At 64.0% G+C, this 26,629-nt stretch carries 22 protein-coding genes; 19 read left to right on the top strand and 3 right to left on the bottom strand.

Going from position 1 to position 26,629, the window contains the following annotated elements; genetic code table 11:
* Positions 1-37: 37 nt before the first annotated feature.
* Positions 38-364, bottom strand: coding sequence for a hypothetical protein (locus JYG34_RS25025; RefSeq protein WP_213658809.1), 327 nt, complete (start codon positions 362-364; stop codon positions 38-40).
* A gap of 127 nt (positions 365-491) precedes the next feature.
* Between JYG34_RS25025 and JYG34_RS25020 the strand changes: the two genes are divergently transcribed.
* Positions 492-962 (top strand): Lrp/AsnC family transcriptional regulator, encoded by a 471-nt coding sequence (locus JYG34_RS25020; protein WP_011536281.1) that lies wholly within the window; start codon positions 492-494, stop codon positions 960-962.
* A 66-nt stretch (positions 963-1,028) separates the two neighbouring features.
* On the opposite strand, the gene JYG34_RS25015 is transcribed toward JYG34_RS25020, so the two are convergent.
* Positions 1,029-2,408 carry an inorganic triphosphatase gene (locus tag JYG34_RS25015; protein WP_213658808.1) on the bottom strand — a complete coding sequence of 460 codons (1,380 nt, stop codon included), beginning with the start codon at positions 2,406-2,408 and terminating at the stop codon, positions 1,029-1,031.
* Positions 2,409-2,586: 178 nt separating this feature from the next.
* On the opposite strand from JYG34_RS25015, the gene argE reads away from it, so the two are divergent.
* Together argE and argA are read left to right on the top strand one after the other, a co-directional pair.
* Complete coding sequence (gene argE, locus JYG34_RS25010; RefSeq protein ID WP_213658807.1) at positions 2,587-3,729, top strand: acetylornithine deacetylase; 1,143 nt, start codon at positions 2,587-2,589, stop codon at positions 3,727-3,729.
* Between the two features lie 125 nt (positions 3,730-3,854).
* Positions 3,855-5,153 (top strand): amino-acid N-acetyltransferase, encoded by a 1,299-nt coding sequence (gene argA, locus JYG34_RS25005; protein ID WP_213658806.1) that lies wholly within the window; start codon positions 3,855-3,857, stop codon positions 5,151-5,153.
* A 134-nt stretch (positions 5,154-5,287) separates the two neighbouring features.
* On the opposite strand, the gene JYG34_RS25000 is transcribed toward argA, so the two are convergent.
* Positions 5,288-6,664 carry a glutamine synthetase family protein gene (locus JYG34_RS25000; RefSeq protein WP_213658805.1) on the bottom strand — a complete coding sequence of 459 codons (1,377 nt, stop codon included), beginning with the start codon at positions 6,662-6,664 and terminating at the stop codon, positions 5,288-5,290.
* 667 nt (positions 6,665-7,331) lie between these two features.
* Here JYG34_RS25000 and JYG34_RS24995 point away from each other — a divergent pair.
* From JYG34_RS24995 to JYG34_RS24920, 16 genes are all read left to right on the top strand, one after another.
* Complete coding sequence (locus JYG34_RS24995) at positions 7,332-8,690, top strand: glutamine synthetase family protein (protein ID WP_213658804.1); 1,359 nt, start codon at positions 7,332-7,334, stop codon at positions 8,688-8,690.
* 48 nt (positions 8,691-8,738) lie between these two features.
* Positions 8,739-10,100, top strand: coding sequence for an aspartate aminotransferase family protein (locus JYG34_RS24990; protein WP_213658803.1), 1,362 nt, complete (start codon positions 8,739-8,741; stop codon positions 10,098-10,100).
* A gap of 169 nt (positions 10,101-10,269) precedes the next feature.
* On the top strand, positions 10,270-11,367 hold the full coding sequence (locus JYG34_RS24985) for a polyamine ABC transporter substrate-binding protein (RefSeq protein ID WP_011536274.1): 1,098 nt from the start codon (positions 10,270-10,272) through the stop codon (positions 11,365-11,367).
* Positions 11,368-11,528: 161 nt separating this feature from the next.
* Positions 11,529-12,623, top strand: a complete 1,095-nt coding sequence (locus tag JYG34_RS24980; protein WP_213658802.1) for a polyamine ABC transporter substrate-binding protein — start codon at positions 11,529-11,531, stop codon at positions 12,621-12,623.
* Positions 12,624-12,680: 57 nt separating this feature from the next.
* On the top strand, positions 12,681-13,823 hold the full coding sequence (potA, locus tag JYG34_RS24975) for a polyamine ABC transporter ATP-binding protein (protein ID WP_213658801.1): 1,143 nt from the start codon (positions 12,681-12,683) through the stop codon (positions 13,821-13,823).
* 35 nt (positions 13,824-13,858) lie between these two features.
* A complete protein-coding gene (locus tag JYG34_RS24970; protein ID WP_213661253.1) occupies positions 13,859-14,740 on the top strand; it encodes an ABC transporter permease subunit in 882 nt (293 codons plus the stop codon).
* A complete protein-coding gene (locus tag JYG34_RS24965; protein ID WP_028688537.1) occupies positions 14,737-15,630 on the top strand; it encodes an ABC transporter permease subunit in 894 nt (297 codons plus the stop codon). Before JYG34_RS24970 ends, JYG34_RS24965 begins: the two co-directional genes overlap by 4 nt.
* A 249-nt stretch (positions 15,631-15,879) precedes the next feature.
* Positions 15,880-16,968, top strand: a complete 1,089-nt coding sequence (locus tag JYG34_RS24960) for an efflux RND transporter periplasmic adaptor subunit (RefSeq protein WP_213658800.1) — start codon at positions 15,880-15,882, stop codon at positions 16,966-16,968.
* Complete coding sequence (locus JYG34_RS24955) at positions 16,965-18,032, top strand: efflux RND transporter periplasmic adaptor subunit (RefSeq protein ID WP_213658799.1); 1,068 nt, start codon at positions 16,965-16,967, stop codon at positions 18,030-18,032. Before JYG34_RS24960 ends, JYG34_RS24955 begins: the two co-directional genes overlap by 4 nt.
* Entirely contained in the window at positions 18,029-21,094 is a 3,066-nt protein-coding gene (locus tag JYG34_RS24950) for an efflux RND transporter permease subunit (protein WP_213658798.1), read from the top strand. Before JYG34_RS24955 ends, JYG34_RS24950 begins: the two co-directional genes overlap by 4 nt.
* Before the next feature lie 217 nt (positions 21,095-21,311).
* Positions 21,312-21,494, top strand: coding sequence for a sulfur starvation response protein OscA (oscA, locus tag JYG34_RS24945; RefSeq protein ID WP_213658797.1), 183 nt, complete (start codon positions 21,312-21,314; stop codon positions 21,492-21,494).
* Positions 21,495-21,542: 48 nt separating this feature from the next.
* Positions 21,543-22,550, top strand: coding sequence for a sulfate ABC transporter substrate-binding protein (locus JYG34_RS24940; RefSeq protein ID WP_213658796.1), 1,008 nt, complete (start codon positions 21,543-21,545; stop codon positions 22,548-22,550).
* A 187-nt stretch (positions 22,551-22,737) separates the two neighbouring features.
* The gene (gene cysT / locus JYG34_RS24935; protein ID WP_213658795.1) at positions 22,738-23,556 is read left to right on the top strand and encodes a sulfate ABC transporter permease subunit CysT; all 819 of its coding nucleotides are present in this window, start codon (positions 22,738-22,740) and stop codon (positions 23,554-23,556) included.
* 12 nt (positions 23,557-23,568) lie between these two features.
* Positions 23,569-24,441: a sulfate ABC transporter permease subunit CysW gene (gene cysW, locus JYG34_RS24930; RefSeq protein ID WP_062359848.1), complete on the top strand. Its 873-nt coding sequence runs from the start codon at positions 23,569-23,571 to the stop codon at positions 24,439-24,441.
* Between the two features lie 3 nt (positions 24,442-24,444).
* The gene (locus JYG34_RS24925; protein WP_008093195.1) at positions 24,445-25,434 is read left to right on the top strand and encodes a sulfate/molybdate ABC transporter ATP-binding protein; all 990 of its coding nucleotides are present in this window, start codon (positions 24,445-24,447) and stop codon (positions 25,432-25,434) included.
* 382 nt (positions 25,435-25,816) lie between these two features.
* Positions 25,817-26,608 carry an energy transducer TonB gene (locus tag JYG34_RS24920; protein WP_213658794.1) on the top strand — a complete coding sequence of 264 codons (792 nt, stop codon included), beginning with the start codon at positions 25,817-25,819 and terminating at the stop codon, positions 26,606-26,608.
* Positions 26,609-26,629 lie beyond the last annotated feature (21 nt).

Below are 26,629 nucleotides of genomic sequence, written 5' to 3'. Positions count from 1 at the left end.
GCGCCGGCAAAGGGTTTCGGGATCTTGCGCGGGTCATTCAGCGCGCGACGACCTCGGCCAGCGCTGGCAGGTTTTCCAGGCTGACTTCGCTGACGCAAACCAGGTTTCGCAGCTTTTGCGCGATCACTTCGGCACGGTGCCAGCTCAGGCCGCCGATACCGATCTGCATGTCGAGCAGGTCGTCGCATTGGCTGACCTGCACGCTGTGCGGGGTGAGGAACTGCAGGGCGAACAGGTTGAGCACGCGGCACAGGCTGTCTGGCTCGGCTTCGGCCTGCAAGTGGTAGCGCACGGTGCTGTGGGCGGCGTTGGCGGCCCAGGCGTCGGCGCGAGGGGAGGTGAGGGGGCGTTCGAGTACGTTCATGCCGGGTCTCCGCGGAAAGTAGGGAAATTCTTGCACGGGGGACGGGGCATTTTTTCGCTATGATTTATTCGATTTGCCGCTTGGTCGAATAATTCAATTTCATGTTTAGCTGAATCAGGAATCAATTATGCAAAGCGAGCTGGACGCCTATGACCGACGCATTCTCGAATTGCTGCAGGAGGATGCTTCGCTATCCAGTGCGCAGATTGCCGAGCGCGTCGGGTTGTCGCAATCGCCTTGCTGGCGGCGGATCCAGCGCTTGAAGGAAGAGGGTGTGATCCGTGGCCAGGTGACCCTGCTGGACCGCAAGAAGGTAGGGTTGAACACGCAGATCTTCGCCGAGGTGAAGCTCAATGCCCATGGCCGCTCTAACTTCGCCGAATTCACCGAAGCGATCCGTGGGTTTCCCGAAGTGCTGGAGTGCTACGTGCTGATGGGGGCAGTGGATTTTCTGCTGCGGATCGTCACGTCGGATATCGAGGCGTACGAGCGGTTCTTCTTCGAGAAGTTGTCGAACGTGCCGGGGATCCAGGAGGTGAATTCGATCGTGGCGCTGTCGGAGATCAAGAGCACCACCAGCTTGCCGCTGGGGCGCTGAGGTGCGGTTCGCCGGCAAGCCGGCTCCTACGGATGGTGTAGGAGCCGGCTTGCCGGCGAAGGGGCCTCAGGCCTTGAGCAAGTACTTCCAGGCGCGATTCTGCTCGATGGCGCGGGCCTGCTCGACACGGGCCTCCAGCAGTTCGTCCTTGTGCTCGTCCAGCAACGGCTGTTCGGCCAGTTGGTGCAGCTTGTTCAGCTCACCGTAGAGGCGGTCCAGCTGCGGCAGGTCCAGCACCTGACGCGCATGGTGCAGCCAGGCCTGCACGCACTCGATGCGCGGCAGTTGTTCGGCCAGGTCTTCCGGGCGCTGCACGTACAGCGGCAGCTTCAGCGCCCGGGCTTCCTCGCCCAGTTGGTGTTGCAGCCAGCTGGCCAGCTGGGCCTTGCCCTGGCGTTCGCCACGGCCCTTGCGCTCGGCGGTCCAGGCACGGGCGTTCAGCCAATTGGCGGTCTCCAGGGAGAACTGGCCCCAACGCACATCTTCAAGCTCTTCGGCGAATTGCTCGGGCGCGGCGCGGCGAATGTCTTCGTCGTCGTTGCCGGCCTGTACCAGTGGGCGCCAGTCTTCCAGCAGCGCGTCGAGGCTGCTGCGCAGGGCGCGGGTGGTCGGGCGCGGCGCGGCTTGGCCGAGGCTGCCGGTGAGCGCGCGCAGTTCGGCCAGGCAGCGGACCCAGTCCTGCAGCAGGCGCCAGTGGCCGTTGTGGCGGAATTGCTCGGCCAGGCGCTGGCTGCTGCCCAACAGTTGCCAGGCCAGGGCGGTGTAGGCGTCGTCCAGGGGGGTCTCGGCGTCCAGTTCGGTGTGCGGCAGATCCAGCTCGTAGCTGTCCGGGTCGAGCAGGCGGTAGCCGCGTTCGGCCTTGCTGATGTCGCAGGGCATCAGCGGCAGCGCGGCGGCCAGCTCGGCGGCCAGTTCCAGCAGCGCTTGCGGCGCGCCTTCACGCAGCTCCAGCTCCAGCTCGCAGATTTCTTCCTTGCGTTTGCCGGCGATCACGAAGCCTCGGTCCAGCGCGGCCTCGATCACCACCTTGGCCTTGCCACGGCCCCAGGCGATTTCAGCGTACTCGCGGGTGAAGTCGGTGGTGAACAACGGTTTGATGGTCTTCTTGTCGAGGTTGGCCAGTTGCTCGGGCCAGCAGGTGGCGTCGAGCTTCTTCAGGTCGAGCTTGACCTTGTCCAGGTGCCACTCGTATTCGTTGCGCTCGGACAGGCCGGCCACGCTCTGGCCACGGCACTTGAGGGTCTGGATGATGACCTCGCCGTCGCGGCGCAGGCGCAGGGCGACGCGGGCGGCGGAGAGCTCGCGCTGCGGGGTGTCGAAGTACTGGTTGAGCAGCTCGCGGGTCTGCCAGCCGGACTTGTTGCGCTTCTTCAGCAGCGGGTGCTCGCGCAGGGCGTCAAGGGTCTCGCGGCTGGCGCGGAGTTTGAGTTCGGTTTCTTTGTGCATCGCGGGCTCGGGAAGGGGGCGTGGTTGGCGAGCAGTCTACAGGAGTCGGCTGTGGCCTGCCGGATTTGGGGGCGCTTTGCGGCCCATCGCGGGTAAACCCGCTCCCACAGGCAATCGCTTGCTCTGCGCAGGGATGGCATTGTTATGATGAGCTTCGATGCCGTCGAGGAGTCCGCGCATGCCGTTGCCGTCGCTGAAAGACCAGTTCGCCGCCCTGATCGCCGCCCCCTCGGTCAGTTGCACCCAGCCTGCGCTGGACCAGTCCAACCGCCCGGTCATCGACCTGCTGGCCGGTTGGCTGGGCGACCTTGGCTTCACCTGCGAGATTCAGCAAGTCAGCCCCGGCAAGTTCAACCTGCTGGCCAGCCGTGGCACCGGCCCGGGCGGCCTGGTGCTGGCCGGGCACAGCGACACCGTGCCCTACGACCCTCAGCTGTGGAGCAGCGACCCGCTCAAGCTGACCGAGGTCGATGGCCGCTGGGTGGGGCTGGGCAGTTGCGACATGAAAGGCTTCTTCGCCCTGGTCATCGATGCCGTGATCCCGCTGCTCGAACACGACTTCAAGCAACCGCTGCTGATCCTCGCCACCTGTGACGAGGAAAGCTCCATGTCCGGTGCCCGGGCCCTGGCCGAAGCCGGCCAGCCGCTCGGGCGGGCGGCGGTGATCGGCGAGCCGACCGGGCTCAAGCCGATCCGCATGCACAAAGGCATCCTGATGGACCGCATCGACATACTTGGGCGCAGTGGCCACTCGTCGGATCCGAGTCTGGGCCGCAGCGCCATGGAAGCGATGCATGCGGTGATGGGCGAGCTGATGGACCTGCGTCGCGGTTGGCAGGAGAAATACCGCAACCCGCAGTTCAGCGTGCCCACCCCCACCCTGAACTTCGGTTGCATCCACGGTGGCGACAACCCCAACCGCATCTGTGGCCAGTGCGCCCTGGAGTTCGACCTGCGCCCGCTGCCGGGCATGGATGTGGAGCCGCTGCGCGCCGCCATTCGCGCCAAGCTGGAACCGTTGGCGGAGCGTCACGAAGTCCGTATCGACTACGCGCCGCTGTTCCCCGAAGTGCCGCCGTTCGAGCAGGCCGCCGACAGCGAGCTGGTGCTGTTGGCCGAGCGCCTGACCGGCCATCGTGCCGAAGCGGTGGCCTTTGGCACCGAAGCGCCTTATCTTCAGCAGCTCGGTTGCCAGACCATCGTGCTCGGCCCAGGCGACATCGCCTGTGCCCACCAACCTGGCGAGTACCTTGAAATGTCACGTATCGAGCCTACCGTGCGTCTATTGCGTGACCTGATCCGGCACTATTGCCTGAGCTAAACGTCCATTGAGCTGATTCGTTCCTGCCTAGAGGAGACCGCGCGTGACCGCAAGCCTGTTCCGACGATGACTTTCGAACGTTGTGCGCCTTTTCGTTCTCCGTTCACTTATCCACAGGCCTTGTCATGCCCGATTACGTCAACTGGCTGCGCCATGCTTCCCCCTACATCAACGCCCACCGCGACTGCACCTTCGTGGTCATGCTTCCGGGGGACGGTGTTGAACACCCTAACTTCGGCAATATCGTCCACGACCTGGTGCTGCTGCACAGCCTTGGCGTGCGCCTGGTGCTGGTGCACGGCTCGCGCCCGCAGATCGAAAGCCGCCTGGCTGCTCGCGGCCTGACCCCGCATTACCACCGCGGCATGCGCATCACTGACGCGGCAACCCTGGACTGCGTGATCGATGCGGTCGGCGCCCTGCGCCTGGCCATCGAGGCACGTCTGTCGATGGACATGGCGGCCTCGCCGATGCAGGGCTCGCGCTTGCGCGTGGCCTCCGGCAACCTGGTCACTGCGCGGCCGATCGGTGTACTGGAAGGGGTCGATTACCACCATACCGGCGAAGTGCGCCGGGTCGACCGTAAAGGTATCAACCGCCTACTCGACGAGCGCTCCATCGTGCTGCTGTCGCCGCTGGGCTATTCACCAACCGGTGAAATCTTCAACCTGGCCTGCGAAGACGTCGCCACCCGCGCCGCCATCGAGCTGGGGGCTGACAAGTTGCTGCTGTTCGGTGCCGAGCCCGGGTTGCTGGACGAGCAAGGCCAGTTGGTGCGTGAACTGCGTCCGCAACAGATCGCGCCGCACCTCAAACGCCTGGGCAGCGATTACCAGGCTGAATTGCTCGATGCCGCCGCCGAGGCCTGCAAGGGGGGCGTGGCGCGCAGCCATATCGTCAGTTATGCCGAAGATGGCGCGCTGCTGACCGAGCTGTTCACCCGTGGCGGTGGCGGCACGCTGGTGTCCCAGGAACAGTTCGAGGTGGTGCGCGAGGCAACCATCGACGATGTCGGTGGCTTGCTGGACCTGATCAGCCCGCTGGAAGAGCAGGGCATCCTGGTGCGCCGTTCGCGCGAAGTGTTGGAGCGGGAGATCGAACAGTTCAGCGTGGTCGAGCGCGAAGGCATGATCATCGCCTGCGCGGCGCTTTACCCGATTGCCGATTCCGAGGCCGGGGAGCTGGCGTGCCTGGCGGTGAACCCGGAATACCGGCATGGCGGGCGTGGCGATGAGCTGCTTGAGCGCATCGAGACGCGGGCGCGGGCGTTGGGGCTGAGCACTTTGTTCGTGCTGACGACCCGCACCGCGCACTGGTTCCGCGAGCGTGGCTTCTCGCCCAGCGAGGTGGAGCGGCTGCCGGCGGCGCGGGCTTCGCTGTACAACTACCAGCGCAATTCGAAGATATTCGAGAAGCCGTTGTAAGCCTGTACCGGCCCTTTCGCGGGTAAACCCGCTCCCACAGGAGCTCAGCAAGGCCTGTGGGGGCGGGTTTGCCCGCGAAGCAGGCGGCGCGGTCCACAACGAAAAACGCCGCCCCTAGGGGCGGCGTTTTTCGTTCACACGGTATGCAGGTACCAGTTGTACTCGAGGTCGGAGATCGAGTGCTCGAACTCCTCCAGCTCGCTTTCCTTGCACGCGACGAAGATGTCGATGTACTTCGGATCGATGTACTTGTTGAGGATTTCGCTGTCGTCCAGCTCGCGCAGGGCATCACGCAGGTTGTTCGGCAGGCTCTGCTCCAGCTGCTCGTACGAGTTGCCTTCGATCGGTTCACCCGGCTCGATCTTGTTGGTCAGGCCGTGGTGCACGCCGGCCAGCACGGCCGCCATCATCAGGTACGGATTGGCGTCGGCGCCGGCCACGCGGTGCTCGATGCGCACGGCATCCGGCGAACCGGTCGGGACGCGCAGGGCGACGGTGCGGTTGTCCAGGCCCCAGCTCGGTGCGTTTGGTACGTAGAACTGCGCGCCGAACCGGCGGTACGAGTTGACGTTCGGGCAGAGGAACGCCATCGAAGCGGGCAGGGTCTCGAGCACACCGCCGACAGCGTGACGTAGCGCGGCGTTCTGCTCGGGATCCTCGCTGGTGAAGATGTTGTTGCCATCTTTGTCCAGCACGGAGATGTGTACATGCAGGCCGTTGCCTGCCTGGCCCGGGTAGGGCTTGGCCATGAACGTGGTGTCCATTTCATGGTCGTAGGCGATGTTCTTGATCAGGCGCTTGAGCAGTACCGCGTAGTCACAGGCCTTGAGCGGATCAGGTACGTGGTGCAGGTTGACTTCGAACTGCGCCGGGGCGCTTTCCTTGACGATGGCGTCGGCGGGGATGCCTTGTTCCTTCGCGCCTTCGAGGATGTCCTGCAGGCAGTCGGCGTATTCGTCGAGGTCGTCGATCAGGTACACCTGGGTCGACTGCGGGCGCTTGCCCGAGATGGGGGAGCGCGGCGGCTGTGGACGGCCGTTCACGTTCTCCTGGTCGATCAGGTAGAACTCCAGCTCGAACGCGGCGCAGATGGTCAGGCCCATCTCGGTGAACTTGCTCACCACCTGGCGCAGCACTTCGCGCGGGTCGGCGAAGAACGGCTCGCCTTCGATTTCGTGCATGGTCATCAGCAGCTGCGCGGTCGGGCGCTTCTGCCAGGGTTCGTTGGAGAGGGTGCCGGGGATGGGGTAGCAGATGCGGTCGGCATCGCCGATGTCCAGCCCGAGGCCGGTGCTTTCGACGGTCGAACCGTTGATATCCAGGGCGAAGAGGGAGGCGGGCAGGTTGATGCCTTTCTCGTAAACCTTGTGGAGGCTGGTGCGCTCGATGCGCTTGCCACGCACCACACCATTCATATCTGCAATCAGAAGGTCAACGTAGAGAACCTCAGGATGTTCCTTAAGGAACGCGTTCGCTTCGTTAAGCTGAACGGCACGCGGGGGTACCGACATGATGCAACACCTTTTTTGTTAAAAATATCAATCAAGGGGGGCTTGCAACCCCAGTCAATCGGAAAGACCAGGTGAAGTCAAGCCAACCCCATGATGCCCTTAAATGGCACATCTACGGCAGATTTGCTGCATATCAGGGCGTGCCATTATCCGCTATTTTCGTCCTGAAGGGTTATCCCGAGCGGGGCGTGTTTTATTTTTTACGGAGTGGTTGTGAAAAAAAATGAACGAGGATAAGCTCGGTCACAACCCAGAACACAATAATACGAGGGTCACATGGTCCGCCTGTCGAGACCTGTCAGCGCCGCATGCACGGTGCGTTCAGGCACATCTCCCGGTTACCGTCCGATCATTGCGCGGCTGCATCAATGGGCTGTCGCACTGGCCGCAATAATTGACGGTTCGCACAAAAAAACCATACCTCGTAACGTTTTACCGCACGTCTTCCTTTCTATCTGCCCTTCGCTTCCATCGTGGACACGCTCTTATGCAGTGTATCCACTGCCATCCTGCGCGGGGGTTTTTGCTTTAGCCATGCACAGCATCCAGAATCAAGGCGCGGGCCTGTCCAGGCCCCTCGGCGCCGTGCGCGCCGACTTTGACCGACGCCAGGCGTCAGTGGCGGCCGGCATCCATCGTCCGGGCCACATTACCTCCTGAGGTATTTATGAGTAACAACCTCGACCAGCTCACCGATTGGTTGAAAGAGCACAAGATCACCGAAGTGGAATGCCTGATCAGCGACCTGACCGGCATCACCCGCGGCAAGATCTCGCCGACCAACAAGTTCATCGCCGAGAAGGGCATGCGCCTGCCCGAAAGCGTGCTGCTGCAGACCGTGACCGGCGACTACGTCGACGACGACATCTATTACGACCTGCTCGACCCGGCCGACATCGACATGATCTGCCGCCCCGACGAGAAGGCGGTGTTCCTGGTGCCATGGGCCATCGAACCGACCGCCCAGGTGATCCACGACACCTACGACAAGAAAGGCAACCCGGTCGAGCTGTCGCCGCGCAACGTCCTCAAGCGCGTCCTCAAGCTTTACTCCGACAAGGGCTGGCAGCCGATCGTCGCGCCGGAGATGGAGTTCTACCTGACCAAGCGCAGCGAAGACCCGGACTTCCCGCTGCAGCCGCCCGTGGGCCGCTCCGGCCGCCCGGAAACCGGCCGCCAGTCGTTCTCCATCGAAGCCGCCAACGAGTTCGACCCGCTTTTCGAAGATGTCTACGACTGGTGCGAACTGCAGCAACTGGACCTCGACACGCTGATCCACGAAGACGGCACGGCGCAGATGGAGATCAACTTCCGTCACGGCGACGCGCTGCACCTGGCCGACCAGATCCTGGTGTTCAAGCGCACCATGCGCGAGGCGGCGCTCAAGCACAACGTGGCCGCCACCTTCATGGCCAAGCCCATGACCGGCGAGCCGGGCAGCGCCATGCACCTGCACCAGAGCGTGGTCGACGTGGCCACCGGCAAGAACATCTTCTCCAACCCCGACGGCAGCATGAGCGAGCTGTTCCTGCACCACATCGGCGGCTTGCAGAAATTCATCCCCGAGGCGTTGCCGCTGTTCGCGCCCAACGTCAACTCGTTCCGCCGCTTCCTGCCCGACACCTCGGCGCCGGTGAACGTCGAGTGGGGCGAGGAGAACCGTACCGTGGGCCTGCGCGTGCCGGATGCCGGCCCGCAGAACCGTCGTGTCGAGAACCGCCTGCCGGGCGCCGACGCCAACCCGTACCTGGCCATCGCCGCCAGCCTGCTGTGCGGCTACATCGGCATGGTCGAAGGCATCGAGGCCAGCGCGCCGGTGCAGGGCCGTGGCTACGAGCGCCGCAACCTGCGCCTGCCGCTGACCATCGAGGACGCCCTCGAGCGCATGGAGAACAGCCGTGCGCTGGTGCAGTACCTGGGCAAGAAATTCATCACCGGCTACGTCGCCACCAAACGCGCCGAGCATGAGAACTTCAAGCGTGTCATCAGCTCCTGGGAGCGTGAGTTCCTGCTGTTTGCTGTGTGATCAACCCTGAGGCCGCCTGGGGGCGGCCACCGGACCATGGAGAACCACATGAGCGTCAACAACCCGCAAACCCGTGAATGGCAGACCCTGAGCGGCGAGCACCACCTTGCACCTTTCAGCGACTACAAGCAGCTGAAGGAGAAGGGGCCGCGCATCATCACCAAGGCGCAGGGCGTGCATTTGTGGGACAGCGAGGGGCACAAGATCCTCGACGGCATGGCCGGCCTGTGGTGCGTGGCGGTCGGTTACGGCCGTGAAGAGCTGGTGCAGGCGGCAGAGAAGCAGATGCGCGAACTGCCGTACTACAACCTGTTCTTCCAGACCGCCCACCCGCCAGCCCTGGAGCTGGCCAAGGCGATCACCGACGTGGCGCCCGAGGGCATGACCCATGTGTTCTTCACCGGCTCCGGCTCCGAAGGCAACGACACCGTGCTGCGCATGGTCCGCCACTACTGGGCGCTCAAGGGCAAGCCGCACAAGCAGACCATCATCGGCCGTATCAACGGCTACCACGGCTCCACCGTCGCCGGCGCCAGCCTTGGCGGCATGAGCGGCATGCACGAGCAGGGCGGCCTGCCGATCCCGGGCATCGTGCATATCCCGCAGCCTTACTGGTTCGGTGAAGGGGGTGACATGACCCCGGACGCGTTCGGCGTGTGGGCCGCTGAACAACTGGAGAAGAAGATTCTCGAAGTCGGCGAGGACAACGTTGCCGCCTTCATCGCCGAGCCGATCCAGGGCGCGGGCGGGGTGATCATTCCGCCGGACACCTACTGGCCGAAGGTCAAGGAGATCCTCGCCAAGTACGACATCCTGTTCGTCGCCGACGAAGTGATCTGCGGTTTCGGCCGCACCGGTGAGTGGTTCGGCTCCGATTACTACGACCTCAAGCCTGACCTGATGACCATCGCCAAGGGCCTGACTTCCGGCTACATCCCCATGGGCGGTGTGATCGTGCGTGACAGCGTGGCCCAGGTACTCAGCGAAGGCGGCGATTTCAACCACGGCTTCACCTACTCCGGGCACCCGGTGGCGGCGGCGGTGGGCCTGGAAAACCTGCGCATTTTGCGTGACGAGAAGATCGTCGAGCGTGCCCGCACTGAAACGGCACCGTATTTGCAAAAACGTCTGCGTGAGCTGCAGGACCACCCGCTGGTGGGCGAGGTTCGCGGCCTGGGCCTGCTGGGGGCGATCGAACTGGTCAAGGACAAGGCTACCCGCAGCCGTTACGAAGGCAAGGGCGTGGGCATGATCTGCCGCACCCACTGCTTCGAGAACGGCCTGGTTATGCGCGCGGTGGGCGACACCATGATCATCGCGCCGCCCCTGGTGATCAGCCGCGACGAGATCGACGAACTGGTGGAAAAGGCGCGCAAGTGCCTGGATTTGACGTACGAAGCGATCAAGTGACGGTCTGCTAGGCTGGCGAGGTGACATTAAGTCGTTGCAAGGCCCTGCTTCGGTTGAAACAGCGCCTTGTAACTTGCCAGACTAACGGCTGTTTCAGTCGCCCAGCGCGTGTCCCGTGGTACCTGGCTGCTGAACAGATGGCTTGATAATAAATTCTGGAGCATTACGCATGAAGAAATTGGGCAAGACGCTGCTGGCCGCCGCCCTGATGGGTGCCATGGCGACCGCTGTTCAGGCTGACGACAAGGTGCTGCACGTCTACAACTGGTCGGACTACATCGCCCCGGACACCGTGGCCAACTTCGAGAAGCAGACCGGCATCAAGGTGGTCTACGACGTCTTCGACAGCAACGAGACCCTCGAAGCCAAGCTGCTGGCGGGCAAGTCGGGCTACGACATCGTCGTGCCATCGAACAACTTCCTGGCCAAGCAGATCAAGGCCGGCGTCTATCAAGAGCTGGACCGCTCCAAGCTGCCCAACTGGAAGAACCTCGACCCGGCACTGCTCAAGGCCGTGGGCGACGCCAGCGACCCGGGCAACAAGTTCGCCTTCCCGTACATGTGGGGCTCGATCGGCATCGGCTACAACCCGGAGAAGGTCAAGGCCGCGCTGGGCGTGGACAAGATCGACTCGTGGGACGCCGTGTTCAAGCCTGAGAACATCGCCAAGCTCAAGAGCTGCGGCGTGAGCTTCCTCGATGCCCCGACCGAGATGATCCCGGCCGCGCTGCACTACCTGGGCCTGCCGAGCGACAGCACCAAGAAGGAAGACCTGAAGGCCGCGGAAGACCTGTTCCTGAAGATCCGTCCTTCGATCACCTACTTCCATTCCTCCAAGTACATCTCGGACCTGGCCAACGGCAACATCTGCGTGGCCGTGGGTTACTCGGGTGACCTGGAGCAGTCCAAGGCCCGTGCCCACGAGGCCGGCGACAAGGTCAAGCTGAGCTACACCATTCCGAAGGAAGGTGCTGGCACCTTCTACGACATGGTCGCCATTCCGAAGGACGCCGAGAACGTCGAGGCCGCCTACAAGTTCATGGACTTCCTGCTGCAACCGGAAGTGATGGCCGGCATCACCAATGCCGTGCGCTTCCCGAACGGCAACAAGGCCGCCACCCCGCTGGTGGACAAAGAAATCACCAGCGATCCGGCGATCTACCCGTCCGATGAAGTGAAGGCCAAGCTGTACGCCATCAAGGCACCGGAGAAGACCGCCCAGCGCGAGATCACCCGCAGCTGGACCAAGATCAAGTCGGGCAAGTAAGCCTGATGCAAGGCCCTCTGGGCCGGGGTTTCCCGGCCCGGAGGCAGGTTAAGGCAAATAAGTTTGCGGCATCCACGCCGTGAAGGTAAGTTGCGCGCCGGTTTTGCGTGTGCGGCCGAGTTTTTCCGCCACTTGAGGCACTGATTGTGAGGACCACCCACTTGTCCATTTCTGTATTTCGCAAGGCCTTGATGGCTGGAGCGGGTCTGACGCTGGCATGCAGCGTCCAAGCGGCGCCCACGGTGCACATCTACAACTGGTCCGACTATGTCGGCCCCAATACGCTTGCCGAGTTCCAGAAGGAAACCGGCATCACCCCGAAATACGACGTCTTCGACAGCAACGAGACGCTGGAAGGCAAGTTGCTGGCCGGGCGTACCGGCTACGACGTGGTCGTGCCGTCCAACCATTTCCTCGGCAAGCAGATCAAGGCGGGCGCGTTCCAGAAGCTCGACCGTGACCTGCTGCCCAACTACGCGAACCTCGACCCGGCACTGATGAAGCGCCTGGAGAAGAACGACCCGGGCAACCAGTACGCCGTCCCCTACCTGTGGGGCACCAATGGTGTCGGCTACAACGTCGAGAAGGTCAAGGCGACGCTGGGTACCGACAAGATCGACTCCTGGGCGGTGCTGTTCGAACCCGAGAACATGAAGAAGCTCGCCAAGTGCGGCGTGGCCTTCCTCGATTCGGCCGACGAGATGCTTCCGGCCGTGCTCAACTACATGGGGCTGGACCCCAACAGCAGCAACCCGAAGGACTACCAGAAGGCGGAAGAGAAACTGCTGGCCGTGCGCCCGTACGTGACTTACTTCCACTCCTCGAAATACATCACCGATCTCGCCAACGGCGATATCTGCGTGGCCGCCGGCTTCTCCGGCGACGTGTTCCAGGCCAAGGCCCGCGCTGAGGAAGCGAAGAAGGGCGTGAAACTGGCCTACGCCATCCCGAAGGAAGGCGGCAACCTCTGGTTCGATGTGCTGGCGATTCCCAAGGATGCCAGCAACGTCAAGGAGGCCCATGCCTTCATCAACTATTTGCTGAAACCTGAGGTAATCGCCCAGGTCAGTGATTACGTCGGTTACGCCAACCCGAACCCCAAGGCTGGCGACCTGATGGACCAGGCCGTGAGGACTGACGCCGCGGTTTACCCACCGCAGGAAGTGCTGGACAAGATGTTCGTCAATTCTGAGTTGCCACCCAAGGTGCAACGTTTGATGACCCGCAGCTGGACCAAGGTCAAGTCGGGCAAGTAACAATCCAGGCCCGCCAGCGCAGCGGCGGGCACATAAATCTTGTTGGGAGTTTCACTCATGGCAGTTGCCTCCGGTGCCTATAAGAAAGCCCTCGAGGGTGGCCAGCAACCCAAGCAGGTGCTGGTCAAGATCGACCGGGTCACGAAAAAGTTCGACGAAACGGTAGCCGTGGACGATGTGTCCCTGGAAATCCGCAAGGGCGAGATCTTCGCCCTGCTGGGCGGCTCCGGTTCCGGCAAGTCCACCTTGCTGCGCATGCTGGCCGGCTTCGAGCGTCCGACCGAAGGGCGGATCTTCCTCGATGGCGTCGACATCACCGACATGCCGCCCTACGAGCGGCCGATCAACATGATGTTCCAGTCCTACGCGCTGTTCCCGCACATGACCGTGGCGCAGAACATCGCCTTCGGCCTGCAGCAGGACAAGATGCCCAAGGCCGAGATCGACGCCCGCGTGGCCGAGATGCTCAAGCTGGTGCACATGACCCAGTACGCCAAGCGCAAGCCGCACCAGCTGTCCGGTGGCCAGCGTCAACGCGTGGCCCTGGCCCGTTCGCTGGCCAAGCGCCCCAAGCTGCTGCTGCTCGACGAACCCATGGGCGCGCTGGACAAGAAGCTGCGTTCGCAGATGCAACTGGAGCTGGTGGAGATCATCGAGCGCGTGGGCGTGACCTGCGTGATGGTGACCCACGACCAGGAAGAGGCCATGACCATGGCCCAGCGCATCGCCATCATGCACCTGGGCTGGATCGCCCAGATCGGCAGCCCGATCGACGTCTACGAGACCCCGACCAGCCGCCTGGTCTGCGAGTTCATCGGCAACGTCAACCTGTTCGACGGTGAAGTGGTCGACGACGCCGAAGGCCACGCGATCATTGCCAGCCCGGAACTGGAGCGCAAGATCTACGTCGGTCACGGCATTACCACCTCGGTCGAAGACAAGCACATCACCTACGCCCTGCGCCCGGAGAAGCTGCTGGTCACCACCGAGCAACCAACCTGCGAGCACAACTGGTCGCGCGGCAAGGTCCACGACATCGCCTACCTCGGTGGCCACTCGGTGTTCTACGTCGAGCTGCCCAGCGGCAAGATCGTCCAGTCGTTCGTCGCCAACGCCGAGCGCCAGGGCACTCGCCCGACCTGGGATGACGAAGTCTACGTGTGGTGGGAAGACGACAGCGGCGTGGTACTGCGCTCATGAAACCACGAAAGCTCAAACGAGCCCTCCAGCGCTTGATCCCCGAAGGGCGGCACATGGTGATCGGCGTGCCGTTCATCTGGCTGTTCCTGTTCTTCATGCTGCCATTCTTCATCGTGTTGAAGATCAGCTTTGCCGAAGCCGACGTGGCGATCCCGCCGTACACCGAGATCTACACCTATCTCGAAGGCAAGGTCCAGTTGGTGCTGAACCTGGCCAACTACGGCCTGCTCACCGAGGATGAGCTGTACATCTCGGCCTACCTCGGGTCGTTGAAGGTCGCCCTGTTCAGCACCTTGCTGTGCCTGCTGATCGGCTACCCGATGGCCTACGCCATCTCCAAGGCCAACAAGGAGTCGCAGACCGTCCTGCTGCTGCTGATCATGATGCCGACCTGGACCGCGATCCTGATCCGCGTCTATGCCTGGATGGGCATCCTCAGCAACAACGGGCTGCTCAACAGCTTCCTGCTGTGGCTGGGGCTGATCGACCAGCCGTTGCAGATCCTCAACACCAACCTGGCGGTGTATATCGGTGTGGTCTATTCGTACCTGCCGTTCATGATCCTGCCGCTGTACGCCAACCTGGTGAAGCACGACCCGAGCCTGCTCGAGGCCGCATCCGACCTGGGTTCGAGCACCTTCAACAGCTTCTGGAAGATCACCGTGCCGCTGTCGAAGAACGGCATCATCGCCGGCTGCATGCTGGTGTTCATCCCGGTGGTGGGCGAGTTCGTCATCCCTGAACTGCTCGGCGGCCCGGAAACCCTGATGATCGGTAAAGTGCTGTGGCAGGAATTCTTCAACAACCGTGACTGGCCGGTGGCGTCCGCGCTGGCGGTGGTGATGCTGGCGATCCTGATCGTGCCGATCCTGCTGTTCAACCGTAGCCAGGCCAAAGAGATGGAGGGCCGCGCATGAAACGCTTCAGTTTCTCCAAGCTGATGCTGGTGCTCGGCTTGCTGTTCATCTACCTGCCGATGCTGATCCTGGTGATCTACTCGTTCAACGCCTCCAAGCTGGTGACGGTATGGGGCGGCTGGTCGGTGAAGTGGTATGTCGGCCTGCTCGACAACACCCAGCTGATGGGTTCGGTGATGCGCTCGCTGGAGATCGCCTGCTACACGGCGGTCGCCGCGGTGGCGCTGGGCACCCTGGCGGCCTTCGTGCTGACCCGGGTCACCCGCTTCAAGGGCCGTACCCTGTTCGGTGGCCTGGTCACCGCGCCGCTGGTGATGCCCGAAGTGATCACCGGTCTGTCGCTGTTGCTGCTGTTCGTGGCCATGGCGCAGATGATCGGCTGGCCCCAGGAGCGTGGCATCGTCACCATCTGGATCGCCCACACCACGTTCTGCGCCGCCTATGTGGCGGTGGTGGTGTCGGCGCGCCTGCGCGAACTTGACCTGTCCATCGAAGAAGCAGCCATGGACCTGGGCGCCAAGCCGTGGAAGGTGTTCTTCCTGATCACCATCCCGATGATCGCGCCGTCGCTGGCGGCGGGCGGCATGATGTCGTTCGCCCTGTCGCTGGACGACCTGGTGCTGGCCAGCTTCGTGTCGGGCCCGGGCTCGACCACGCTGCCGATGGAAGTGTTCTCGGCCGTGCGCTTGGGCGTGAAGCCGGAGATCAACGCCGTGGCCAGCCTGATCCTGTTGTCGGTGTCGCTGGTGACCTTCCTGGTCTGGTACTTCAGCCGTCAAGCTGAAGAACGCCGCCGCCGGGCGATCCAGCAGGCCATCGAGGAGGGCGCCGCGGCGAACGTCTCGCAGCCGCAGGTCCGTCGTCCGGCCCAGGCCACCGCGCAGGCCTGACCACTTCGCGGGCAAGCCCGCTCTCACAGGTCCTGTGTGCACCACGGCCCCTGTGGGAGCGGTTTACCCGCGAATGCTCCCCCACCGAATCAAAGCCAGACCGCGTCCCAATGCGGGTACTCCATGACACTGGCCCGCGAAGAGGCCAGTCCAGCCACCGCAAATTCCAGCCCAGTACCGTTTTCCAATCCCTGATCTACGCTAACAGTCGCATCCCACGAATCATCTGCGCGCAAGCAAGGAGCCCGAATGACGTTGACACGTCCATCGTCGGTCGTTTGCCTGGGGCTGCTGTTCATGCTTACGGGTTGTGGCAAGGAGCAAGCCGGGCCGGTATTGCCCAGGGTGGCGGTGCAGCAGGTGCAGCCCACCGATTTCGCCGCCAGGGTCACCTTGACCGGCGATGTGCAGGCGCGGGTGCAGACCGACCTGTCGTTCCGCGTGGGCGGCAAGATCATCGCGCGCAGCGTCGATGTCGGCGACCACGTCAAGGCCAATCAGGTGCTGGCGCGGCTGGACCCGAAGGATCTGCAGAATACGGTCGATTCCGCCAAGGCTGAAGTATTCGCCGAACAGGCCCGGGTCACCCAGACCAGCGCCGCGTTCGTGCGCCAGCAGAAGCTCCTGCCCAAGGGCTACACCAGCCAGAGCGAATACGATTCCGCCGAAGCCGCCCTGCGCAGCAGCCAGAGCGCGCTCAAGGCCGCCCAGGCGCAACTGGCCAACGCCAACGAGCAGTTGAGCTACACGGCGCTGGTGTCCGAAGCCGACGGGGTGATCACCGCGCGCCAGGCCGAAGTCGGCCAGGTGGTGCAGGCGACCATGCCGATCTTCAGCCTGGCCGTCGATGGCGACCGCGACGCGGTGTTCAATGTCTACGAATCATTGCTGGTGAAAGCGCCCAGCGACGAGGGCGTCGTCGTCAGCCTGCTGGACAACCCGGCGATCAAGGCCGAAGGGCGGGTCCGCGAGATCACTCCGACGGTGTCCGCCGAGAGTGGCACGGTGCAGGTCAAGGTCGCGTTGCGCAATGTGCCGGCCGGGATGCAGCTGGGTTCGCCGGTCACGGCCACCGGCAACACCCAGGGCCGGCCCAGCATCGAGCTGCCCTGGGCAGCGTTGACCAAGGCATTGAAAGAGCCGGCGGTGTGGGTGGTGGGCGAGGGCGACAAGGTCGAGCTGCGCAAGGTCCAGGTGGCGCGCTACCTCACCGGCAAGGTGGTGATCGCCGACGGCATCAAGGGTGGCGAAACCGTGGTGGTGGGCGGTGGGCAACTGCTGCACCCGGGCATGCAGGTCGAGAAGGTCAGCGCCAAGGACGGAGGAGCCGCGCCATGAAGCGCCAGCTGTTGATACTGTCCGCCAGCCTGATGCTGGTTGCCTGCGGTGGCGAAGAGGTGCAGCCCGAGGCGGTACGCCCGGTGCTGTCGACGCTGGTCGAGCCCCAGGTGCAGTCGCAAATGGGCCGTTTCGCCGGTGCCATCCAGGCCCGTTACGAAAGCACATTGGGGTTCCGGGTATCCGGGCGCATCGCCCGGCGCTGGTTGGATGTGGGGGCCCGGGTCAGCCCTGGCGACACCCTGGCCACCCTCGACCCGACCGACCAGCAGAACCAGTTGCGCGCCGCCGAAGGCGACCTGGCCAAGGTCCAGGCGCAATGGATCAACGCGCAAGCCAACGCCCGCCGCCAGCAGCAGCTGTACGACCGTGGCGTCGGCGCACAGGCCCAGCTGGACATCGCCCAGACCGACCTGAAGACCACCGGCGCCGCGCTGGAACAGGCGCGTTCGGCGGTCAGCCAGGCCCGCGACCAGCTCGACTACAGCACCCTGCGCACCGACCATGCCGCGGTGGTCACCGCCTGGCAGGCCGAGGCCGGGCAGACCGTAAGCGCCGGCCAGGCCGTGGTGACCCTGGCCCGTCCCGACGTCAAGGAGGCGGTGATCGACCTGCCGATCCCGCTCGCTGAACAGCTGAACAAGGACCTCACCTTCACCGTCGCCTCGCAGCTCGACCCCAGCATCAACACCACCGCCACGCTGCGTGAGCTGGAGCCACAGGCGGATGCCACCACCCGTACCCGGCGTGCGCGGTTGACCCTGGCCAGCACCCCCGATGCCTTCCACCTGGGCACGGCGATCAGTGTCACCCTGTCTTCGGCAGTGAGCCCACGCAGTCAGCTGCCGTTGACCGCACTGCTAGAACGCGACGGCAAGACCCAGGTGTGGGTGGTCGATCCGCAACAGAAAACCGTGGCCACCCGTGACGTCGCGCTGATCGGGCGTACCGCCGACAGCATCGTCCTGGCCTCCGGCGTGCAGCCCGGCGAGCGGGTGGTGACCGCTGGAGTGAACAGCCTCAAGCCCGGCCAGAAGGTCACCTTCGATGAGGACGCGCAATGAAAGGAAGCTTCAACCTCTCGGAATGGGCGCTGAAGCACCAGTCCTTCGTCTGGTACCTGATGTTCGTCGGTCTGCTGATGGGGATCTTCTCCTACTTCAACCTCGGCCGTGAGGAAGACCCGTCCTTCACCATCAAGACCATGGTCATCCAGACCCGCTGGCCCGGCGCCACCCAGGACGAGACCCTGTACCAGGTCACCGACCGCATCGAGAAGAAGCTCGAAGAGCTCGACTCCCTAGACTATGTGAAAAGCTACACCCGCCCGGGCGAGTCCACTGTCTACGTCTACCTGCGCGACACCACCAAGGCCAAGGATATCCCCGAGATCTGGTACCAGGTGCGCAAGAAGATCCAGGACATTCGCGGGCAGTTCCCCGCAGGCATCCAGGGCCCTGGCTTCAACGACGAGTTCGGCGACGTGTTCGGTTCGATCTACGCCTTCACCGCCGACGGCCTCACGCTGCGCCAGTTGCGCGACTATGTGGAAGTGGCGCGGGCCGAAGTGCGCGAGGTGCCCAACATCGGCAAGGTCGAGCTGATCGGCACGCAAGATGAAGTGCTCTACCTGAACTTCTCCACCCGCAAGCTGGCCGCGCTGGGCATCGACCAGCGCCAGGCCATGCAGGCCTTGCAGCAGCAGAACGCGGTGACGCCGGCCGGGGTGATCGAGGCGGGGCCCGAGCGCATCTCGGTGCGCACCACCGGGCAATTCGCCTCGGAGAAAGACCTGGAGACGGTGAACCTGCGCATCAACGACCGGTTCTTCCGCCTGGCCGATATCGCCGATATCGAGCGCGGCTATGTCGACCCGCCGTCGCCGATGTTCCGCTTCAACGGCCAGACCGCCATTGGCCTGGCGATCGGCATGAAGGCTGGCGCCAACATCGAGGTGTTCGGCGCGGCTCTGAAAGCGCGGATGGACAGCATCGTTCGCGACCTGCCGGTGGGGGTGGGCGTGCACAACGTGTCCGACCAGGCGGTGGTGGTCAAGCAGGCGGTCGGCGGCTTCACCAGCGCGCTGTTCGAGGCGGTGGTGATCGTGCTGGCGGTGAGCTTCGTCAGCCTGGGTATTCGTGCGGGGCTGGTGGTGGCCTGCTCGATTCCGCTGGTGCTGGCCATGGTGTTCGTGTTCATGGAGTACAGCGACATCACCATGCAGCGGATCTCGCTCGGTGCGCTGATCATCGCCCTGGGGCTGTTGGTGGATGACGCGATGATCACCGTCGAGGTGATGGTCACGCGCCTGGAGATGGGCGAGAGCAAGGAGCAGGCGGCCACCTTCGCCTACACCTCGACTGCGTTCCCCATGCTCACCGGCACCTTGGTCACGGTGGCCGGCTTCGTGCCGATCGGCCTCAACGCCAGCTCCGCGGGCGAGTACACCTATACCCTGTTCGCGGTCATCGCCGTGGCCTTGCTGGTATCCTGGGTGGTGGCAGTGTTCTTCGCCCCGGTGCTGGGCGTGCACATTCTCAGCAGCAGCAAGCTCAAGCCCCACGAGGCCGAGCCCGGGCGCGTCGGCCGGGCGTTCGAGGGCGGGCTGCTGTGGTGCATGCGCCATCGCTGGCTGACCATCATCGGCACGGTGCTGCTGTTCGCCCTGTCGATGTTCAGCATGCGCTTCGTGCAGAACCAGTTCTTCCCATCGTCGGATCGCCCAGAGATCCTGGTCGACCTCAACCTGCCGCAGAACGCCTCGATCGAAGAGACGCGCAAGGTCGTCGACCGCCTGGAGGCGAGGATCAAGGACGACCCGGACCTGGTGCGCTGGAGCACCTACATCGGCCAGGGCGCGATCCGCTTCTACCTGCCCCTCGACCAGCAATTGCAGAACCCGTACTACGCCCAGCTGGTGATTGTCAGCAAAGGCTTCGAGGAGCGCGAGGGCATGATGCAGCGCCTGCAGAAGCTGCTGCACGAGGAGTTCGTCGGCGTCGGCACCAACGTCCAGTCGCTGGAGATGGGCCCGCCGGTGGGGCGGCCGATCCAGTACCGGGTCAGCGGCAAGGATATCGACCAGGTACGCCGGCATGCCATCGAGCTGGCGACCCTGCTCGACAGCAACGAGCACATCGGCGAGATGATCTACGACTGGAACGAGCCCGGTAAGGTGCTGCGCATCGAGATCGCCCAGGACAAGGCGCGCCAGTTGGGGCTGTCGTCCGAGGACGTGGCCAACGTGATGAACAGCATCGTCAGTGGCGTGCAGGTCACCCAGGTCAACGACAACATCTACCTGGTCAACGTGGTGGCCCGCGCCGAGGACAGCGAGCGCGGCTCGCCGGATACCTTGCAGAACCTGCAGATCGTCACCCCCAGCGGCGCCTCGATCCCGCTGCTGGCCTTCGCCACCGTGCGCTACGAGCAGGAGCAGCCGCTGGTGTGGCGCCGCGACCGCAAGCCGACCATCACCATCAAGGCTTCTGTGGTGGGTGATATCCAGCCCACCGACCTGGTGGCCGAACTCAAGCCCAGCATCGATGACTTCGCCGGCAAGCTGCCGGTGGGCTACGACGTGGCCACCGGCGGTACGGTGGAAGAGAGCGCCAAGGCCCAGGGGCCGATCGCCGCGGTGATCCCGCTGATGCTGTTCCTGATGGCGACCTTCCTGATGATCCAGCTGCACAGCGTGCAGAAGCTGTTCCTGGTGGTCAGCGTCGCGCCGCTGGGGTTGATCGGCGTGGTGGTGGCGCTGGTGCCCACCGGCACACCCATGGGCTTCGTGGCGATCCTCGGGATCCTCGCCCTGGCCGGGATCATCATCCGCAACTCGGTGATCCTGGTGACCCAGATCGACGAGTTCGAGGAGCAGGGCTACACGCCCTGGGATGCGGTGGTGGAGGCGACCAACCACCGCCGTCGGCCGATCCTGCTGACGGCGGCGGCGGCGAGCCTGGGCATGATCCCGATTGCCCGGGAAGTGTTCTGGGGGCCGATGGCCTACGCCATGATTGGCGGCATCATCAGCGCAACGCTGCTGACGCTGCTGTTCCTGCCGGCGCTGTATGTGGCCTGGTACAAGATCCGCGAGCCGGAAAACAAAGCCCCGAAATCGCATTGACCCTGGTAGGAGCGGATTTATCCGCGATCACGGGCACCGCCCGTGCCGAGCGCCGCGGTGTTTGCATCGCGGATAAATCCGCTCCTACAGAGTAGTTATATAAACATTCTTAAACAGTATTTTTAAGAATATCCGCGCCTCACTACTATGGCTCTCACGCCAGGCGCAAATCCCCTTCAAACCTCTGCCCGGCACCCTTACTCACAGGAGAACGAGCATGAGTGCATCTCTGCGCAGCATCGACGGTCAGGACGAAGCCACCATTCTGCGTGAAATCCAGAGCGCCCTGCGCGACCTGCGCTTCGGCGCGGTGGAGATCACCGTGCACAACGCCCAGGTGGTGCAGATCGAACGCAAGGAGAAGTTCCGCCTGCAGCAGCCCGGCGGCAAGGCCGGCTGACACCGCATCACTTACAAAACTAGAAAAATGCCAATCGGGAGCTTCACCATGTCCATCCGCCGTTATGCGCTTGCCGCCCTGGCCAGTGCCGTTTTTGCCGGTTCCGCGATCGCCAAGGACTACGAACTGCTGAACGTGTCCTATGACCCGACCCGCGAGCTGTACCAGCAGTACAACGCCGAGTTCATCAAGCACTGGCAGGCCGCCCACCCGGGCGACCAGGTGAAGATCCAGCAATCCCACGGTGGTTCCGGCAAGCAGGCCCGCGCGGTGATCGACGGCCTGCGCGCCGATGTGGTGACCCTGGCCCTGGCCGGCGACATCGACGAAGTCGCCAAGCTCGGCAAGAGCCTGCCGGAGGACTGGCAGAAGCGCCTGCCGCAGGCCAGCACCCCGTACACCTCGACCATCGTGTTCCTGGTGCGCAAGGGCAACCCGAAAGGCATCAAGGACTGGGGCGACCTGATCAAGAAGGACGTCTCGGTCATCACCCCCAACCCGAAGACCTCCGGCGGCGCCCGCTGGAACTTCCTCGCCGCCTGGGCCTATGGCCTGAAGAGCGGCGGCAGCGAAGACAAGGCCAAGGCCTACGTGCAGGAGCTGTTCAAGCACGTGCCGGTGCTCGACACCGGGGCCCGTGGCTCGACCATCACCTTCGTCAACAACGGCCAGGGCGATGTGCTGCTGGCCTGGGAGAACGAGGCCTTCCTGGCGCTCAAGGAAGACGGTGGCGCCGACAAGTTCGAGATCGTCGTGCCTTCGCTGTCGATCCTGGCCGAGCCACCGGTGGCGGTGGTCGACAAGAACGCCGAGAAGAAGGGCAACGAGAAGATCGCCGAGGAGTACCTCAAGCACCTGTACAGCCCGGCTGGCCAGCAGATCGCCGCGCAGAACTTCTACCGCCCGCGTGACGAGAAGGTCGCCGCCGAATTCGGCAAGCAGTTCCCCAAGCTGGACCTGGTGACCATCGACAAGGACTTCGGTGGCTGGAAGACTGCACAACCCAAGTTCTTCAATGACGGTGGGGTGTTCGACCAGATTTATCAGGCGCAGTAAGCGGTAATGGAAGAGCGAGGGCTGCCTTGCAGCCCTTTCGCGACGCAAGGCCGCTCCCACAAGGAACCGCGATTTCCTGTGGGAGCGGCCTTGCGTCGCGAAAGGGCCGCAAAGCGGCCCCAGGATTCAAAAGCTTGCACCGGCCCGGCATAACCGCTGGGCCAAGTGCGTTCAACCAGGGACCTTTATGTCACGTCGCATTTCCCCCGTCATACCCGGCTTCGGGCTGACGCTGGGCTACACCTTGGTGTACCTCAGCCTGATCGTGCTGATACCACTGGCCGCCATGTTCATCCATGCCGCGCAGCTCACCTGGGAGCAGTTCTGGAATATCGTCAGCGCACCGCGGGTGCTCGCCGCGCTGAATCTGAGTTTCGGCACTGCCCTGTTCGCAGCCATCATCAACGGCGTGATCGGCACCCTGCTGGCCTGGGTGCTGGTGCGCTACAGCTTCCCCGGGCGCAAGGTCATCGACGCGATGATCGACCTGCCGTTCGCCCTGCCCACCGCTGTCGCCGGTATCGCCCTGACCGCCCTGTACGCCCCGGCGGGCTGGGTCGGCCAGTTCGCCACCGACCTCGGTTTCAAGATCGCCTATACGCCGCTGGGCATCACCCTGGCGCTGACCTTCGTCACCCTGCCGTTCGTGGTGCGCACGGTGCAGCCGGTGCTGGCCGACATCCCGCGTGAAGTCGAAGAGGCGGCCGCCTGCCTGGGCGCGAAACCGCTGCAGGTGTTCCGCCATGTGCTGGCGCCGGCGCTGCTGCCGGCCTGGCTGACCGGCTTCGCCCTGGCCTTCGCCCGGGGCGTGGGTGAGTACGGTTCGGTGATCTTCATCGCCGGCAACATGCCGATGAAGACCGAGATCCTGCCGCTGCTGATCATGGTCAAGCTTGACCAGTACGACTACACCGGCGCCACCGCCATCGGCGTGCTGATGCTGGTGGTTTCCTTCATCCTGCTGCTGCTGATCAACCTGCTGCAGCGGCGCATCGAAACCCCTTGAAGGAGGCCGGCAATGTCTAGTCAAACCCTCGGCGCAACCGCCGCCGCCAACGCCGCCCGGCGTGGCAGCGCCACTTCGCGCCGCGTGCTGATCACCCTGGCCTGGATCGTCTTCGCGCTGTTCCTGGCGCTGCCGCTGGTGATCGTGGTGTCGCAGGCACTGAAGAACGGCTTCGGCACGTTCTTCGAAGCGATCTTCGAGCCCGACGCGCTGTCGGCGCTCAAGCTCACGCTGCTGGCGGTGGCCATCTCGGTACCACTGAACCTGGTGTTCGGGGTGTCCGCGGCCTGGTGCGTGAGCAAGTACACCTTCCGTGGCAAGAGCGTGCTGGTGACCCTGATCGACCTGCCGTTCTCGGTGTCGCCGGTGATCGCCGGCCTGGTCTACGTGCTGATGTTCGGCGCCCAGGGCCTGTTCGGGCCGTGGCTGCAGGACCACGATATCCAGATCGTCTTCGCCCTGCCGGGCATCGTCCTGGCGACCATCTTCGTCACCGTGCCGTTCGTGGCTCGCGAGCTGATCCCGCTGATGCAGGAGCAGGGCACCCAGGAAGAGGAGGCCGCGCGCCTGCTGGGGGCCAACGGCTGGCAGATGTTCTGGCATGTCACCCTGCCGAACATCAAGTGGGGCCTGATCTACGGCGTGGTGCTGTGCACCGCCCGGGCCATGGGTGAGTTCGGCGCGGTGTCGGTGGTGTCCGGCCATATCCGTGGCGTCACCAACACCTTGCCGCTGCACGTGGAGATCCTCTACAACGAGTACAACCACGTCGCGGCCTTCAGCGTGGCCAGCCTGTTGCTGATCCTGGCGCTCTTCATCCTGCTGCTCAAGCAGTGGAGCGAGAACCGTATTAACCGCCTGCGCCACAGCGCCGCGGAGGAATGATTCATGTCGATCGAAGTTCGTAACGTCAGCAAGCGCTTCAACAGCTTCCAGGCCCTGGACAACATCAACCTGGATATCCACAGCGGCGAGCTGGTGGCGCTGCTGGGGCCGTCCGGCTGCGGCAAGACCACCCTGCTGCGCATCATCGCCGGCCTCGAGACCCCGGATGACGGCAGCATCGTGTTCCATGGCGAGGACGTGTCCGGCCACGACGTGCGTGATCGCAACGTCGGCTTCGTGTTCCAGCACTACGCGCTGTTCCGCCACATGAGCGTGTTCGACAACGTTGCTTTCGGTCTGCGCATGAAGCCCAAGGGCGAGCGCCCGAGCGAGAGCAAGATCGCCGAGAAGGTCCATGAGCTGCTGAACATGGTCCAGCTCGACTGGCTGTCCGACCGCTACCCCGAGCAGCTGTCCGGTGGCCAGCGCCAGCGTATCGCCCTGGCCCGCGCCCTGGCGGTGGAGCCCAAGGTGCTGCTGCTCGACGAACCGTTCGGGGCGCTGGATGCCAAGGTGCGCAAGGAGCTGCGCCGTTGGCTGGCGCGCCTGCACGAGGATATCAACCTGACCTCGGTGTTCGTCACCCACGACCAGGAAGAGGCGATGGAAGTCGCCGACCGCATCGTGGTGATGAACAAGGGTGTGATCGAGCAGATCGGTTCGCCCGGCGAGGTGTACGAGAAGCCGGCCAACGACTTCGTCTACCACTTCCTCGGCGACTCCAACCGCCTGGCGCTGAGCGAAGGGCATCATGTGCTGTTCCGTCCGCACGAGGTGTCGCTGTCGCGCCACGAGACCGAGGGGCATCATGCCGCCGAAGTGCGTGATATCCGCCCATTGGGCGCGACCACCCGAGTGACCCTGAAGGTGGAAGGGCAGAGCGAGCTGATCGAAGCCGAAGTGGTCAAGGACCACGACAGCCTGACCGGGCTGGCGCGGGGGGAGACGTTGTTCTTCCGGCCGAAGGTGTGGCAGAAGGTGGCGGATATCTGAACTGCAGGCATGAATGAAAAACCCGGGCATGGTCCCGGGTTTTTTATTGCCTGAGCGTTATCGGGGCTGCTGCGCAGCCCATCGCGGCACAAGGCCCGCTCACAGGGCACCGCGATCTCTTTGTAGGAGCGGCTTTAGCCGCGATCGAGGGCGAAGCCCTCGCGGCGAGCTGATGCCTTGAACGAATATTTTGAATGCCGATAAAGCATCGTTCGTGAGCTGTTTTGCGGCAAGCCACGAACGACGCGGGCTGCGGGCAGTCCATCAAAATAAATATTCCATACAGGTCTAACTTTACGTTTAAACATTACTTTATGAGCTAAGCATCTGGCACTGATGATTCAGCCACACACCTGAATCAACACCCCAGGAGCCTCAAGCAATGGGTAATGTCCAGACCGCCGCCCGGGCCTACGACCAGCCTTGGCGCCCCGCGCCGGGGGAGCTCGTCGAGCTTGGCCGCACCCTGCGCCTGCCGCTCGCGCAACTGCGCCTGCAACGCACGCCGGTCAGTGGCCTGAAGCGCCGCGACAAACTGGCGCTCGGCCTGCTGGTGCTGGTGCTGCACGGCGTCGCGGCGTACTGGGTCAGCCATCAGCCCACGCCCGAGCTGCCGGTCGTTGCGCCGCAGATTCCGCCCATGACCATCGAATTCGCCGCCCCGGCGCCGCCAGTGGTCGAACCGCCGCCGCCGGCCCCAGTGGTCCAGCCGCCACCACCGCCACCCGTGGTCGACGAACTGGCCGCCAAGCCCGCGCCCAAGCCGGTCCCTAAACCCAAGCCTGCGCCCAAGCCCGTGGCCAAGCCGCAGCCCAAGCCGGTCGAGGCGCCACCGCCAACACCGGTGGCCGCGCCCGCACCCCCGGCGCCGGCCCCCACGCCACCCGCGCCGGTCACCCCGGCTTCGGCCAACGCCGCCTACCTGAAGAACCCGGCGCCGGAGTACCCGCAGATGGCCCTGCGCCGTGGCTGGGAAGGCACCGTGCTGCTGCGGGTCGAGGTGCTGCCCAGCGGCAAGCCGGGGCAGATCCAGCTCCAGAAGAGCAGCGGCCGGGACGCCCTGGACGCCGCCGCGCTGGCCGCCGTGAAGCGCTGGAGCTTCGTGCCGGCCAAGCAGGGCGATGTGGCCCAGGTGGGCTGGGTCAGCGTACCCATCGATTTCAAGCTTCGTTAACTCGCGACCGCACAAAGGAAG

The organism is Pseudomonas entomophila (assembly GCF_018417595.1).
Classification (GTDB): Bacteria; Pseudomonadota; Gammaproteobacteria; order Pseudomonadales; family Pseudomonadaceae; genus Aquipseudomonas; species Aquipseudomonas entomophila_C.
The sequence above is the reverse complement of the archived record's forward strand: the minus strand, read 5'-3'. Positions and strand labels throughout refer to the sequence as shown.

Bases quoted from the DNA above. Each gene is read 5' to 3' on its own strand.
- cysT (WP_213658795.1), top strand. From the start codon at position 22,738: ATGTCACGTCGCATTTCCCCCGTCATACCCGGCTTCGGGCTGACGCTG.
- JYG34_RS25025 (WP_213658809.1), bottom strand. From the start codon at position 364: ATGAACGTACTCGAACGCCCCCTCACCTCCCCTCGCGCCGACGCCTGG.
- cysW (WP_062359848.1), top strand. From the start codon at position 23,569: ATGTCTAGTCAAACCCTCGGCGCAACCGCCGCCGCCAACGCCGCCCGG.
- JYG34_RS24955 (WP_213658799.1), top strand. From the start codon at position 16,965: ATGAAGCGCCAGCTGTTGATACTGTCCGCCAGCCTGATGCTGGTTGCC.
- JYG34_RS24920 (WP_213658794.1), top strand. From the start codon at position 25,817: ATGGGTAATGTCCAGACCGCCGCCCGGGCCTACGACCAGCCTTGGCGC.
- potA (WP_213658801.1), top strand. From the start codon at position 12,681: ATGGCAGTTGCCTCCGGTGCCTATAAGAAAGCCCTCGAGGGTGGCCAG.
- JYG34_RS24925 (WP_008093195.1), top strand. From the start codon at position 24,445: ATGTCGATCGAAGTTCGTAACGTCAGCAAGCGCTTCAACAGCTTCCAG.
- JYG34_RS25000 (WP_213658805.1), bottom strand. From the start codon at position 6,664: ATGTCGGTACCCCCGCGTGCCGTTCAGCTTAACGAAGCGAACGCGTTC.
- argA (WP_213658806.1), top strand. From the start codon at position 3,855: ATGCCCGATTACGTCAACTGGCTGCGCCATGCTTCCCCCTACATCAAC.
- JYG34_RS24950 (WP_213658798.1), top strand. From the start codon at position 18,029: ATGAAAGGAAGCTTCAACCTCTCGGAATGGGCGCTGAAGCACCAGTCC.
- JYG34_RS24995 (WP_213658804.1), top strand. From the start codon at position 7,332: ATGAGTAACAACCTCGACCAGCTCACCGATTGGTTGAAAGAGCACAAG.
- JYG34_RS24985 (WP_011536274.1), top strand. From the start codon at position 10,270: ATGAAGAAATTGGGCAAGACGCTGCTGGCCGCCGCCCTGATGGGTGCC.
- JYG34_RS25015 (WP_213658808.1), bottom strand. From the start codon at position 2,408: ATGCACAAAGAAACCGAACTCAAACTCCGCGCCAGCCGCGAGACCCTT.
- argE (WP_213658807.1), top strand. From the start codon at position 2,587: ATGCCGTTGCCGTCGCTGAAAGACCAGTTCGCCGCCCTGATCGCCGCC.
- JYG34_RS24990 (WP_213658803.1), top strand. From the start codon at position 8,739: ATGAGCGTCAACAACCCGCAAACCCGTGAATGGCAGACCCTGAGCGGC.
- JYG34_RS25020 (WP_011536281.1), top strand. From the start codon at position 492: ATGCAAAGCGAGCTGGACGCCTATGACCGACGCATTCTCGAATTGCTG.
- JYG34_RS24940 (WP_213658796.1), top strand. From the start codon at position 21,543: ATGTCCATCCGCCGTTATGCGCTTGCCGCCCTGGCCAGTGCCGTTTTT.
- JYG34_RS24965 (WP_028688537.1), top strand. From the start codon at position 14,737: ATGAAACGCTTCAGTTTCTCCAAGCTGATGCTGGTGCTCGGCTTGCTG.
- oscA (WP_213658797.1), top strand. From the start codon at position 21,312: ATGAGTGCATCTCTGCGCAGCATCGACGGTCAGGACGAAGCCACCATT.
- JYG34_RS24960 (WP_213658800.1), top strand. From the start codon at position 15,880: ATGACGTTGACACGTCCATCGTCGGTCGTTTGCCTGGGGCTGCTGTTC.